The sequence below is a fragment of the Marinilactibacillus sp. GCM10026970 genome, from assembly GCF_042660675.1.
Lineage (GTDB): Bacteria > Bacillota > Bacilli > Lactobacillales > Carnobacteriaceae_A > Marinilactibacillus.
Window position 1 is genome coordinate 1 of record NZ_JBHSUL010000014.1, and the last position, 13,817, is coordinate 13,817.

Genomic DNA, 13,817 nt, shown 5'->3' on the forward strand with positions numbered 1-13,817 from the left:
TATAAACAAGAATAAACCCTATAAGGATTGTAAAAAAGCACAATTCTTACAGGGTTTATTTGTATTTGAATATTTTAAGGGACTTTTGTCCCAGCCTCTTTTTATTCGCTTTTGTAGTGAATAATCATTTTAAAAAGATTGAATTTCTAAGATAAGATAGAATAAACGAACGCTAAAAGGGTAAAAAACAAAAAACATCTGTTAATCGGTCTATGAATCTGTTATGATAATCATTAAAAATATCAGGAGGGAACCGATGAATAGAACACAGATACATAAGCTCCCTAAAGTAGAACTGCATTGCCATTTGGATGGATCTGTTCCAGTCAAACTGTTAAAAGAAATGGCCCGTGAACAAGGGATGGACGAAAAGGTGATGGATAAGGTTAGTGCGCCAGAGGATTGTGAAAACTTAAAAGACTACCTTTCTTGTTTTGATGTTATTTTATCTGTACTACAAACTGAAAACAATTTAAGCAGAGCTGCTTATGCGGTCATTGAAGAAGCGCATAAGGAAAATGTACACTATCTTGAACTTCGTTTTGGACCACTGCTGCATCTAGCAAAGGGACTGACTTCAAAACAAGCCATTACAGCAGTCAGTAACGGAGTAGCAAAAGCCATGCAGAACTTCTCAATTCAAGTGACTATTTTGATCTGTGCACTTCGTAGTGATTCAGAAAAAGAAAATACCCAACTCTTTAAAGATGTGTACGAATTGAAAGATGCCTATGTTGCGGGTATCGATGTAGCAGGAGATGAAGCACATTATCCAAATAAATATGTTCAGGAATCTGTCAAAGCTGCGGGAGAGAACAACTTGCAGATCACCATGCATTCTGGAGAGTGTGGATGTGCCCACAATGTATGGACGGCTATGCATTTAGGTGCGACAAGAATCGGTCATGGTGTGGCTATCCAAAATGATCTTGAAGTGTTGAAAGAAGTTCAAGAAAGAAACGTCTTGCTTGAATTGTGTCCTACCAGTAACGTTCAGACAAGGGCCGTAAAAAGCTGGGAAGATTATCCATTAAGACTTTTTCTCGAACAAGGTATTCCTGTCAGTATTAATACGGATAACCGAACCGTATCTAGTACGACGCTGACTGACGAATGGATACTGTGCGTAGAACACTGCCAAATAACTATTCAGGAAATGAAAGATATTACATTAAATAGTATTCAGCATTCTTTTGCGAGCGATGACCTGAAGGAAAAGCTGATGGAGCAAATAGAGAGTCAATATAAATAAAAAAGCATTAGCTGCTAGGAACAACAGATTCCTGAGGCTAATGCTTTTACTGTTTCAATCATTCTGATTATAGCGTTACAATAATGGGTCCTTCTTCAGATACGATAATGGTATGCTCGATTTGAGCCACTTTGCTTTGTTCAACAGCCAAAGTCCAGTCATCATCTTTTTGATAGATTTCTTCTTCGAAAGAAGAAATAAACGGTTCAAAGGCAATGACCATCCCTTCTTTTAACTGAACGTTATCCCATTTGTTTTTGTAATTAAAAATATGTTTAGGTGATTCATGGATAGACCGTCCAACACCATGACCTGTCAGATTCATAATAACCGTTAAATCGTTTTGCTTAGCTGTTTTGTATACCGCTTCTCCAAGATCACTTGTCGTAGATCCAGGCATCGCTTTTTTAAGCCCTGCTTCAAAAGCCGTTTTTGCTACTTCACAAACTTTAGTGGATAGGGCCGAGCCGTTTCCGACTACGAAAGATAGACCAGTGTCCGCGAAATAGCCGTTTTTTGATCCGGAAACATCAATATTCACTAGGTCGCCTTCTTTAATCACGCGGTCTCCAGGGATACCATGAGCGACTTCTTCGTTCACACTGATACAAGCATAACCAGGGAAATCGTAGACTCCTTTTGGTGCAGATACAGCTCCAGCTTCTTCGAATCGCTTGCCAGCTAAGTCGTCTAGCTCTTTTGTAGTGATACCAGGCTTGGTCTGAGCAATCAATTCATCTCGAATCGCTCCGCAGATTTTTCCAATCTCTTTCAATCCATTATAGTCTTCTTCAGTTTTTGCAATCATGTATATCCTCATTTCTTCCATTCAAAAGTTTGAATAGTCATTCTACCTTAATCATACTCCCTTTTACCACTTTTAGAAACATAAATCCATCAATAATCGACCAATCTGTCTTACTTGAGGAAGAGGTAGGTCGTTAAATACACGTATTTTACTATAAAAAGGCTTATGCTTACTATATAAAAAGAAACCGATTACATTTAAAGTAGGGTTATCATTTAAAAAAGGGGACAGACAATGAAGTTCAATAATCCAATCATTAGCGGTTTTTATCCAGATCCAAGTATTTGTAGAGTAGGGGAAGACTTCTACTTAGTGACAAGTTCTTTTGAATATTTTCCAGGGGTTCCCATCTTCCATAGTACGGATTTAGTGAATTGGGAACAAATAGGACATTGCTTGACGACAACAAAACAACTACCATTGATAGAGACGCCCAGTTCCTGTGGAATTTATGCACCAACGATTCGCTATCATGATGGCGTCTTTTATGTTGTGACGACGAATGTCCTGGATAAAGGAAACTTTTTTGTGACGGCGACGGATCCAGCCGGTCCCTGGTCAGATCCAATTTGGTTCAAAGATAGCCAAGGTATTGATCCTTCTTTCTTTTTCGAGGAAGATGGAACCTGCTACTTAACGGGTACAAGTGGTGACGATGAGCAGTCGGGTATCTATCAAGTAGAAATTGACGTCAAAACGGGAGAATATCTTTCTGAACGAAAATTTATTACGGGTGGAACAGGGGGCGCCTTTCCTGAAGGACCGCATCTTTATAAAATAGGCGATTACTATTACTTGATGATGTCAGAGGGTGGCACAGAGTATGGACATATGCTGACGATTCTCAGAAGTGACCATCCTTATGGTCCGTTTGAAAGTTATGAAAAGAATCCAATTCTGACACATCGCAGCAAAAACCATCCAATCCAAGCAACGGGACATGCGGACCTAGTCCAAAAAGCAGATGGCTCTTGGTGGGCCGTATTCTTAGCAATTAGACCAATCGGATATCCTAAAAAGCATCATCTAGGCCGTGAAACATTTTTAGCGCCCGTAACTTGGACGGAAGATGGTTGGCCAGTAGTGGGAGAAAATGGTCTAGTTGACTTGGAGATCGAAAGTGAATGGATCCAAGCAGAACAGCTCAAGAATTGGAAAGAAAGAGATGAATTTGATCAACCCGTACGGGATTTGAAGTGGATATTCAGAAGAAATCCTATTGAGGAAAATTACACATTAAACGCTGAAGAAGGCGTTTTGAGCTTAAAAGGTTCTTCTAAAACTTTAGGGGACGCCGCAGCCCATACTTTTATTGGTCGTCGTCAAGAACATTTTGACTGTATCGTATCTACATCTCTACAATTTGAGCCTGAGAATTCTGAAGAAGCGGGTTTGACGATTTTTGCGAATGAAAACTTTCATTATGAAATTGGGTTAAGAAGTGTTAACGGAACAAGAGAGGCCTTTTTTAGGAAAACAGTCGGCTCATTAACAGTGATTGAAAATCAAGTAGGGTATGGAGAAGATACGGTTGAATTACGAATAACAGCGAATCCTGAGTGGTATCTTTTTGAAATTGTATCGCCAGCAGGAGAGGTCATTTTAGAAGGCACAGGTGAATGTGGTTTACTCGCAACTGAAGTAGCTGGAGGCTTTACGGGAAGCGTCTTTGGCTTGTATGCAACAGCAAATGGTTTTGAAACTCAAAATCAAGCTCGATACCATTGGTTTGATTATAAAATAGCTAAAAAAGCATAAAGATAGTTTAAAGCTTCTATTAAATAGGATAAGGATTGCACAAAATTTTAACGCATTTCAAACGATAGAATAGCCAAGAAGAATTGTATTCATTTACAAAGCTTCTTGGTCTTTTTGATTACAATCAATATTAGAGTACGATTTTTATGGAAAGTGTGCTTCATTTTGTTAGCAATTTGCTCGTAAATATAATCTTCTAGAGAAATATCAGAAAGAACATTTGACAAAATCTCTGTAAAAGATAAAATAGATAAAGTTGGTTTAAATGAGTTCACAAGGACTCGTTTCATACATGGGAACTGGATAGTGGACCTTATCAAGGAAGGAATTAAGGATTCAATATGGAAAATAATTTTTGGAATGAATTGCCAAAGCCTTTTTTTGTTTTGGCACCAATGGAAGATGTAACGGATGTCGTATTCAGGCACGTAATCAGCGAAGCCGGTAGACCGGATGTATTCTTCACAGAATTCACGAATACAGTGAGTTACTGTCATCCGGAAGGTCGCAATAGCGTACGCGGACGCTTGACGTTCACGGAAGACGAACAGCCAATCGTGGCACATATCTGGGGAGATCAGCCTGAATATTTCCGTGAGATGAGTATCGATATGGCGAAAGCAGGATTCAAAGGCATTGATATTAATATGGGTTGTCCTGTACCCAATGTAGCAAAAAAGGGTAAAGGAAGCGGATTGATTCGTCGTCCTGAAGTGGCTGCAGAATTGATTGAAGCTGCGAAAGCCGGTGGACTACCGGTCAGCGTCAAGACAAGACTAGGCTACGCAAAACTGGATGAATGGCACGACTGGTTGACGCACTTATTAAAGCAAGATATTGCCAATTTATCTATTCACTTGCGTACAAGAAATGAAATGAGTAAATACGACGCACATTGGGATATGATTGCAGGAATCAAGGAATTGCGTGATGAGATTGCACCCCAGACGCTTCTGACAATCAATGGAGATATTCCTGACCGTAAAACAGGCTTGGAGCTTGTAGAAAAATACGGAGTCGATGGAGTGATGATCGGACGAGGTGTCTTCACCAATCCTCATGCTTTTGAAAAAGAACCAAGAGAACATAGTAGTGCTGAATTACTAGGGCTTTTGAGAATGCATCTGGACTTGTTTGATAAATATTCAGTTGAAGACGGTAGATCGTTTAAACCATTACGTCGCTTCTTTAAAATCTACGTGCGCGGAATGAAAGGTGCAAGTGATTTAAGAGTTCAGTTGATGGAAACGACAACGACCGACCAAGTCCGTGCACTACTGGATGTATATGAAGAAAGCCATCAAGATGTATTAGAAGACGAAAATAAAAGTGTCACTGTAGAACAGTAAAAATAAACTTCGCTCACTGTATGAGCGAAGTTTATTTTTTTAGTTTAAATCATCAGGGGAAGATATTTCTGCCAAGGCACCTTGTTCAATGATACCGTGCTTTTGTTTCAAGTTAATCAGATTTTTCTGATATTCCTTAGCATAAAGTACAGAAAACAGCGTATCTAAAATGTATTCAAAAGCTACTTGGGACGAAAACGTACCGACTTTCAAAAAATCATACTCATCTTGGGCAGCAATGATGGATAAATCGACTAATTTATGCAGAGAAGAAGTCGGATTACCTGTCAGAAGAATCGTCGGAATGCCCGCTTTGGCGAAATACTTGATATATCGGTCATATTGAGAAATTTTTGCACCATAGGTAATAAAGACAGCACAATCCTTTTTAGAAAGATTCGCCGCATTCCAGGCTTGATCAGCATATTCTTCTGCAATCATCAAGAAGCGGTTAAGTTTAACCATTTTGTTCTGGAAGCTGCGGGCTCGAATCTGAGAATCACCTTGGGCAAACAGAAAAATTCTGTCCGCTCTCGTGAACATCTCTGCAGCCGTATCCAACGTATCAGCATCCAATTGTTCAGAAGCTTTTCTAATAGCTTCTATAGAAAGATCAGCCATTTTCTTGGAAATCTGACTGGTGGTATCGGTCGCGTCAAAAGGAAAATTGGCATCAACTTTGCCCAGCTGATGTAGATCCTTATAAACCGTTTCAGAGAGCGCTAGTCGAAATTGTTTATATCCGTCAAAGCCAATCTTCTTTGAGAATCGAACGATAGCAGAGTGTGAGGTATAGGTTTGTTTTGCAAGTTCTTCAATTCCTAAAGAAGGAATCGATGTCATATTTTCTAGAATATAATTCGCAATCTGTTTATCCGTAGGGGTCAATCCCTTTTGGCGCTTTAATTTATCGATTAATAACATAGGTTCACCTTTTTATCAGAGTTTTCTGGCTACCTTAAGTATACTATAAAAGCACTATCCGACTCATACGAAATTATTCTAAACAAAATGTTTAACGATTTCAGAGGATTAGAAACTTTAATGGCAAAAGCGACCAGAATAGAGCCTAAGCATTCGAATCAAAAGAGAATCCTCTATAATAAAGGTAATCACAATAGAGGAGGCAAAACATGCTGACGATTGCTTATGTAGGGAACGGTAAGAGCACAAATCGCTATCATTTACCTTTTTCTACAAAATTAAAAGATAAAATCAATATCAAAACAATCTATTCACCATCCGGGAAACAGGAGTGGGAAGTGCTTGAAGGCGTACAGTATACAGTGGATATCAACGATATTTACAATGATCCTGAAATCCAGTTAGTGGTTCTTTCTACACCGGGGAAGACCCATTTCAATCTAGCCAAAGAAGCACTGGAACATGGGAAGAATGTACTTGTTGAAAAGCCGTTCACAGAAACGTCTGAAGAAGCGCGTACGTTATTTGCACTGGCAAAGGAAAAAGGACTAGTCGTTCAGTGTTATCAGAACAGACGTTATGACTCAGACTTTTTAACAACTCAAAAAGTTATTGAAAGTGGCGTGCTGGGAGATCTTCTAGAAGTGGAAATGCATTATGACTACTACAGACCAGAAGTACCTGAGAATGTGAATTTCTCTAAAGAAAGAAGTTACCTTTATGGACATGGCTGCCATACATTGGATCAGGTCATTTCTTATTTTGGTGAGCCGGACAATGTACATTACGATGTTCGTCAGCTTTTAGGTGAAGGCCGAATGAATGATTACTTTGATTTGGACTTATACTATGGCAAGTTGAAAGTGTCTGTGAAATCCAGCTACTTCCGTTTAAAGGAGCGACCAAGTTTTGTCGTATATGGTAAGAAAGGTGTCTTCGTCAAACATACTAAAGATAGACAAGAAGAGCATCTCAAAGTATTTTATATGCCAGATCACGAAGACTTTGGGATCGATTTACCCGAACATTATGGCGTTTTGACATATATGGATGATAAAGGTCAGTACCATGAGGAAAAAGTCATTTCAGAAGTCGGCGATTACAGCCAAGTGTATGAAGATATTTACGAAGTAATTGTGAATGGGAAAGAGAAAGTCATCAAAGATAGTGAGACGATTCTTCAAATAGAAATGCTGGAGACCGGTGTTCAGAACTTAAAATAGAAAGCATTCTTAGAAAGGTTGTCAAAGAGATGACATTAGAAAAAGTCATAGAGCAAGAAGAACAATTACAATTTGATACATTTGATCACGAGATAGCATTGGAAATTGCAAAAGAAATCTCTGATTACGTGAAGCAGCATTACCCAAAACCGGTTGGGATTCAAATCTATTATAACGAGAAAGTAATTTTGCATTATCTAATGGATGGGCGAAAAGAAAGTCCATGGCTCGACCGGAAAACACGGACTGTCCTTGATAGTGGACACAGTTCTCTATGGACTTTCTACAAAAGCGAATCAGAAGACCGCTACAAAGAGTGGCAAACGGATGAACGCTATGCGGTCTGTGGTGGAGGATTCCCAATCATCGAAAAAGGAATCGTTAAAGGTGCAATCTGTGTATCGGGATTAGATCATCAAGATGATCATGACATTATTATTCAAGTATTAAAAAAGAGAATGGCATTATAAATATAGACCAAATGGTCAGAAGAAAAGTAGGAGAATGATTTATGAAATTAGGTATTTTAGGCGCTGGAATGATTGTTAGAGATTTTTTGAGTATGGTTGTGGATTTACCACAAATCGAACTTAAAGGAATTATGGGAACTGAAACAGACTTGCCGAATATGGAAGAATTCAAAGACACCTATAAAATTGAACACATCTATACAGACATTGATGGGTGCTTGTCAAATGATGAAATTGATACAATCTATGTCGCTTTACCGAATCACTTGCACTATATGTTTACAAAGAAAGCATTAGAAGCAGGGAAGCATGTAATTTGTGAGAAGCCATTTACATTAAGTTATGATCAGCTAGTTGAACTAGAAGCTCTTGCTTTAAGCAAAAATCTGATTCTTGTAGAAGCCATCACAAACCAATATTTGACTAACTACAAAGAAATCAGAGAAGAATTGAAAACACTAGGAAATATCAAATTAGTGGAATGTAACTATTCTCAATATTCTTCAAGATATGATTTATTTAAAGAAGGCACGGTTCTTCCAGCATTCAACCCTAAAATGGGTGGAGGCGCCTTAATGGATATCAATATTTATAACATTCACTTTGTTGTTGGACTATTTGGCGAGCCAGAAGCCGTTCATTACTTTGCAAATACTGAAAGAGGAATTGATACTTCCGGTACGCTGGTACTTGAGTATCCTAATACAAAAGTTGTTTGTATTGGTGCTAAAGATTCTACTTCAGAAATCCAGTCTACCATTCAAGGAACAGAAGGATCTATTATCGTAAAAGGTTCGACAAATATTGTTGATTCTTACAAAAAGAATATCTACAAAGAAGAAGCAGAATTGGTTGACCATAAAGTACATCCACATAGAATGTACGAAGAATTCAAAGTGTTTGATAAAATCATCAAGAATCAAGACATTGAATTTGCAAAAGAACAACTAGACCATAGTAAAAAAGTGATGAGTATCGTCGAAAAAGCACTACAACACGCAGGTATTTCATTAGGCTAAGCTAGATTATATAAAAAGCCATTCCTATCTATTCTTGATTCAATGAGTCAGGAATAAAAGGGAGTGGCTTTTTGTGTACAAGTGGGTAAAGATGCTAAAACGCGTGATTCCATTCTAAAATCAGAGTATGTTATGCTAGAAAAAAAGAAAGGGGAGTGTCTGTCTAAATGACAATATTCAAGGGAATTAAACAAGAAATCATGGAAGATCCTTTAAATCAAACCTTTACGGATCGAGGGGTTCCCCCTTTATTCAAAGCCTCAAGAGATGCCACAATTGCGATTGTCGGTCAAGCGCCAGGCCGAAAAGCAGAAGAAACACAGTTATTCTGGAACGATCCTAGTGGAGACCGTTTGCGTGACTGGATGGGGATCACTAGAGAACAATTTTATACAACAGACAAAATCGCTCACCTACCTATGGACTTTTACTATCCGGGCAAGGCAAAATCTGGAGATGTCCCACCACGCAAAGGATTCGCCGAAAAATGGCATCCTCGTTTACTGGAAGAGATGCCAAAGCTGGAAACGATTATTCTGATTGGAGCATACGCTCAAAAATATTATTTAGGCAAGCGGCGTGAAAAGACATTAACAGAAACCGTCAGAAATTTTGAACGTTATCTGCCAGAATACTTACCGCTCGTGCATCCTTCGCCATTGAATCATGGATGGTTGAACAGAAACCCGTGGTTTGTGGAAGAAGTCGTGCCAGAGCTCAGAAAGCTGGTCGCAATCGTCTTATAAGTTTGATAAACCGAGTTCTTCGAGTGTAGCGTCAATGAATTTCCGACGCATCAAGAAATCGCTTCCGTGTTTTTTAACAGCTGTGACCGTTCCTTCATCTGAATAGACACCGGCATATATTTCAGGTTGTTCAACAGCCGAAATGACTGATTGGCTGCCTTGTTCGATTGTTACAAAAAATGGAGACAATAAGCCGAAGATCAAATTGCCTACTTTTTGGCTTACGTTATTTTTCCCGATATTCGTTGACACCATTCCAGGATGAACGGCAGTGACTTTGAGCCCCTTTTTGGAGTACATTTCATGTAATTCCTGTGCGAGATAAAGGGTGCCGAGTTTAGATCGACCATAACCGGTAATCGGATCAAAGTGTTTAGGATTAAAGAAAGGTTCTTTCATTGGAACAAATTTATAGGCTCCGGATGAAACGATCACAATCTGTTTGCGTAGACTATTCTCTACTAACGGCAATAGTTCGTGTGTCAGTAGGAAAGGACCTAAATAATTCGTGGCCATCATCAATTCGTAGCCATCTACACTTTTCTTTCTACTTGTAGAAACCATACCAGCATTATTGATGAGACAGTCAATATAAGTATAACGATCACGGATCGTTGCCGCAGCCGCTTTGACAGAAGCTAAGTCGCTCAGGTCACATTCAATGAGTTCTACATATACCGAGGAATTGGCCTCTAACAGTTCTTTTTTCAGACGTTCTCCTTTTTCTAGATTCCGACAAAGTAGAAGTATGCGATCAAATTTTGACGCGAGAACTTTGACTGTGCCTCGACCAATTCCTGAAGTTGGACCAGTGATAGCTAAAATAGATTCAGACATACGATTCCTCCTATAATAATGAATTGACCATTAAAGACTTACAGTACTCGACAACTCTTCTAACGCTTTATAATCCAAAATTGTATAATGATTTTTGTGTTTCTCTATGATCTGTGCTTCTCGAAAACTTGTGATGGTACGCAATAAATGTCGATAACTCACGTTCAAGATAACTGCACAAGTGGTTAGTTGGTAAGCGAAGGTGTGGTCTCTTTCATGTTCTAAAATGAATTTTGCAAGGCGAGTTTCTACTGGCTCGGTCAGAGAGTTGGCCAGATTAACCCCAGAATTCAGTCGAAAACTCAATATTTGACAGATACTTTGAAGAAATTTGACATCATTTTGAAGAGTCTGGCGGTACTGCTTCAAGCTGATGGCCAAGCAGACACAAGACGTCATTGCTTTTACATTACTTTGAGGCGTCATTTCCCATAGAGAGGAAGCTTCTCCAAGCAAGGTAGCGGGATGAGAGTAATCGATACAAATGTTTTGCGTATCAGATGAATAAGAGTAAATCATCACTGTGCCTTCGACCAGAAAATAAAGGTAATCCGAGCTGGTTTCTGTTTGAATCAAGTGTTCATCTTTATCGAATGTATAAAGACTGGCGATAGATAAAAGATCTGTATCCATATAAGATTGTAGGTTATGTTGTTTGATGTAATCTATTAATTGTTCATCACGATTCAGTTTAATCATTGAGATGAGAACTCCTCAAATTGGTTTTATTTTTATTATAAAGGATTCAGTTATGCACCACAATGCGAACGAAGGTGGATTACAGGTGTTAAACGTATGTAAAAATAATGTAAATGTGACACGCGTCACTTCAAGAAAACCTGAAAATTGTTATGATAGAACAGTACTAGATACTAGTTCAAGCAGGAGGAGAAAAGAATGGCGTTCAAGCGATTAGCACAAGGTTTGGTTGGTTTGTCATTATTAGCAGTACTGTCAGCATGTGGAAACTCAGGGGATGAAGCAGATAATGCGCTCGTGGTTCAATTTGTACCAACGAACAATGATGGGACGATGGAAGCAAAATCAGAGCCATTTGCAGACTACCTTTCCGAAAAACTAGATCGTGATGTTGAAGTTACGGTAGCAACAGATTATTCCGCTATTGTAGAAGCAATGGATTCCGGGCAGGTCGATATCGGTATCATGCCACCAGCCGCTTATGTTCAGGCGAGAGAAACAGATGGCGCTGAAGCGATACTGACTTCACAACTAGGGGATTACGATCAAGAAACCGGCCTTCCGCTAGAAGGAGAACTGACAAACACATTCAAAGGGGAAATCCTGGTTCGTACGGATAGTGATATAGAATCTCTAGAAGATCTAAAAGGCAAGAATATCATCACTTTAAGTCCGACTTCCGCAAGTGGTTACATTTATCCAATTGCAGAGATGAGAGAAGTCGGAATCGATCCGACGAATGAAGTGACCATGACGACAGTCAGTGATATTCCAAGCGAACTGTCAGCTGTGCTAAGCGAACAAGCCGATGCTGCTTTTGTATTTGAAGGTGCTCGAAATGTATTTGCTTCTTTCTTTACGGAAGATGACCTGTTCGAGGAATTAAGAGTCCTTTATTTAACTGAAGGCGATATTCCAAACGATGCGATCGCTGTGCAACCAGATATGGACGCAGATTTGAAAGAAGAAATCAAATCAGTCTTCTTGAATATGAAAGATGAAGAAGAAGGCTCGGAAGCTATGGCTATATGGGGGCACCAAGGGTATGAGGAAGCGGCTGACTCAGCGTATGACACTATTCGTGAGTACACTGAAAAAGCCGGCCAATAAAAGTAATGATCGATAGTAGAGGATCGTCCATTGCTTGATTCAGAAAGAGTCATTGAGAGGATCTTTCTGAATCTTCAGCCAGAGTAGAGGCTGGTCTGAATGTATATAAAACTAAGATAAAGTGTGCACCTAAAAGGTTTTTGAGAGGATTTTTCAAGGTGCCGTATAAACGTGGAGTAGAATAAATACCGTCTTGATGGGGATCATGGCGGTATTTATAGTTGTTTCTAGCTACGTAATTTGAGGAAAGAAATTGAGTATAGATGAATATAGTACACATATCTGATATCCACTTCAGAAAAACCTATGAACAGAGCAGTGAAGGATACAAGGGGATGTTGGCTAATATGCAAAGTCCCCTTATTCCACTTACAGAGTGTCTGGAAGAAATTCGCAACAAACAGGAAATTGATCTTCTAATCATTAGTGGAGACTTAACAGATGATGGAGAGGCAGAAGATTATCGATTCCTGAAAAAAGCGATTAGAAAGATCATCGGTGACACGAAAGTGATTGTTACCTTAGGAAATCACGACATCAAAAGACAGTTTCGAGAAGGCTGGCTAAACGAATCACCGTCTGATGAACCGTATAATTTTATTGAAACATTTGAAGACTTTCATGTTATTTCGTTTGATAGTGCCGTTTACGAGAATTCCAATGGACACGTTAGTGATAACCAACTGAAATGGTTAGACCAAGCGCTAGAGCGTACACAGGATAAGCCAGTAATGTTGGTGACACATCACCACTTAATAGAGCAGCAAAGCTCTATCCCAAGTCTGCCAGAAGGTAAGCAAGTATTAGAAAGACTACAAGGCAACAATACACTGTGTATTCTAAGTGGACATACGCATCATGCTTATAAAACAAAAGTTGAAAACGTACCGTATTTCACGGTTGTAGGGATGTCTTTTGTAGGAGAAGAGATAGGGGAGTTTCGGATTCAGTTTGAAGAAAAATATGGTTACAACACTTATCAAATCGAAAACGGTCAAATTAAACACACAGAACACCAAATAATCTCAACAGGAAAACAGTTGAAGATAGTCGATATGAATCAATAAAAAAATCCCGAAGTTCGAGCGAGAGCGCTGACTTTGGGATTTTTTATATTTTCCAATATTCCTTCTATTCGAGTCAGACAAAAAGGGTTAGAAATTTGGAAGAAAATATAGTAAAATACTAATCATTAGAATGTGAGGGTTTTATGATGGATTTAACAACAGAGTTAGTAACGACAGTTAGTATGATATCGGGTGCGATATTATATAAAAAATTAGATCGGACAAATAAAATAAATAGAATTGCATATGCTATTTTTTGGTATTCTGTAATATTGCAAACAGCAACAGCTTTTTTAGAACCAGTATTGGGCAATACACTTGGGATTAGAGTTATTTTCATTATTGCAATGATTTGTGCGCTAGTATTTCTGGCAGTAAGAATCAGATTTATTAATTTGTCTAAATTTTACAAAGGGACTACTATCGTCCTACGTGCGAGTTTGATATTGAGCTTTGCTAGTTTCTGTATTTTTCTTTTGAGTGCGTAATGAGTGTATATTTAAAGAGTCGAAAATACATATTGATTAATTAAGACAGAATAGGAGACGTCGATGA

14 protein-coding genes are annotated in these 13,817 nt (G+C 38.8%); 10 read left to right on the top strand and 4 right to left on the bottom strand.

All coding sequences use genetic code 11. The features are described from left to right. Nucleotides 1–256 precede the first annotated feature (256 nt). Entirely contained in the window at nucleotides 257–1,252 is a 996-nt protein-coding gene (add, locus tag ACFP65_RS05095) for an adenosine deaminase (RefSeq protein WP_379916523.1), read from the top strand. 67 nt (nucleotides 1,253–1,319) lie between these two features. Here the strand turns inward: add and map are convergent, their stop codons facing one another. Next, entirely contained in the window at nucleotides 1,320–2,060 is a 741-nt protein-coding gene (map, locus tag ACFP65_RS05100; protein ID WP_379916525.1) for a type I methionyl aminopeptidase, read from the bottom strand. 234 nt (nucleotides 2,061–2,294) lie between these two features. Between map and ACFP65_RS05105 the strand changes: the two genes are divergently transcribed. Further along, on the top strand, nucleotides 2,295–3,818 hold the full coding sequence (locus tag ACFP65_RS05105) for a glycoside hydrolase family 43 protein (RefSeq protein ID WP_379916527.1): 1,524 nt from the start codon (nucleotides 2,295–2,297) through the stop codon (nucleotides 3,816–3,818). A gap of 341 nt (nucleotides 3,819–4,159) precedes the next feature. Next, complete coding sequence (locus ACFP65_RS05110) at nucleotides 4,160–5,167, top strand: tRNA dihydrouridine synthase (RefSeq protein WP_379916529.1); 1,008 nt, start codon at nucleotides 4,160–4,162, stop codon at nucleotides 5,165–5,167. Between the two features lie 39 nt (nucleotides 5,168–5,206). Here the strand turns inward: ACFP65_RS05110 and ACFP65_RS05115 are convergent, their stop codons facing one another. After that, nucleotides 5,207–6,091 (bottom strand): MurR/RpiR family transcriptional regulator, encoded by an 885-nt coding sequence (locus ACFP65_RS05115; protein ID WP_379916531.1) that lies wholly within the window; start codon nucleotides 6,089–6,091, stop codon nucleotides 5,207–5,209. Nucleotides 6,092–6,300: 209 nt separating this feature from the next. On the opposite strand from ACFP65_RS05115, the gene ACFP65_RS05120 reads away from it, so the two are divergent. From ACFP65_RS05120 to ACFP65_RS05135, 4 genes are all read left to right on the top strand, one after another. Beyond that, entirely contained in the window at nucleotides 6,301–7,314 is a 1,014-nt protein-coding gene (locus ACFP65_RS05120; RefSeq protein ID WP_379916533.1) for a Gfo/Idh/MocA family oxidoreductase, read from the top strand. A gap of 29 nt (nucleotides 7,315–7,343) precedes the next feature. After that, entirely contained in the window at nucleotides 7,344–7,784 is a 441-nt protein-coding gene (locus tag ACFP65_RS05125; RefSeq protein ID WP_379916535.1) for a heme-binding protein, read from the top strand. Nucleotides 7,785–7,825: 41 nt separating this feature from the next. Continuing rightward, nucleotides 7,826–8,803 (top strand): Gfo/Idh/MocA family protein, encoded by a 978-nt coding sequence (locus tag ACFP65_RS05130; protein WP_379916537.1) that lies wholly within the window; start codon nucleotides 7,826–7,828, stop codon nucleotides 8,801–8,803. Between the two features lie 167 nt (nucleotides 8,804–8,970). Continuing rightward, nucleotides 8,971–9,549 carry a uracil-DNA glycosylase family protein gene (locus ACFP65_RS05135; protein WP_379916539.1) on the top strand — a complete coding sequence of 193 codons (579 nt, stop codon included), beginning with the start codon at nucleotides 8,971–8,973 and terminating at the stop codon, nucleotides 9,547–9,549. Here the strand turns inward: ACFP65_RS05135 and ACFP65_RS05140 are convergent. Both ACFP65_RS05140 and ACFP65_RS05145 read right to left on the bottom strand, forming a co-directional pair. Further along, complete coding sequence (locus ACFP65_RS05140; protein WP_379916541.1) at nucleotides 9,544–10,386, bottom strand: SDR family NAD(P)-dependent oxidoreductase; 843 nt, start codon at nucleotides 10,384–10,386, stop codon at nucleotides 9,544–9,546. The genes ACFP65_RS05135 and ACFP65_RS05140 overlap by 6 nt on opposite strands. Nucleotides 10,387–10,416: 30 nt before the next feature. Continuing rightward, nucleotides 10,417–11,085, bottom strand: a complete 669-nt coding sequence (locus ACFP65_RS05145; protein WP_379916543.1) for a cyclic nucleotide-binding domain-containing protein — start codon at nucleotides 11,083–11,085, stop codon at nucleotides 10,417–10,419. 198 nt (nucleotides 11,086–11,283) lie between these two features. Here ACFP65_RS05145 and ACFP65_RS05150 point away from each other — a divergent pair, with 198 nt between their 5' ends. The 3 genes from ACFP65_RS05150 to ACFP65_RS05160 all read left to right on the top strand — a co-directional run bounded on the left by ACFP65_RS05150 (nucleotide 11,284) and on the right by ACFP65_RS05160 (nucleotide 13,750). Beyond that, nucleotides 11,284–12,195 (top strand): phosphate/phosphite/phosphonate ABC transporter substrate-binding protein, encoded by a 912-nt coding sequence (locus ACFP65_RS05150; protein WP_379916545.1) that lies wholly within the window; start codon nucleotides 11,284–11,286, stop codon nucleotides 12,193–12,195. A gap of 263 nt (nucleotides 12,196–12,458) precedes the next feature. Beyond that, nucleotides 12,459–13,262, top strand: coding sequence for a metallophosphoesterase family protein (locus tag ACFP65_RS05155; RefSeq protein ID WP_379916547.1), 804 nt, complete (start codon nucleotides 12,459–12,461; stop codon nucleotides 13,260–13,262). Nucleotides 13,263–13,408: 146 nt separating this feature from the next. Beyond that, complete coding sequence (locus ACFP65_RS05160; protein WP_379916549.1) at nucleotides 13,409–13,750, top strand: hypothetical protein; 342 nt, start codon at nucleotides 13,409–13,411, stop codon at nucleotides 13,748–13,750. Nucleotides 13,751–13,817: the final 67 nt, after the last annotated feature.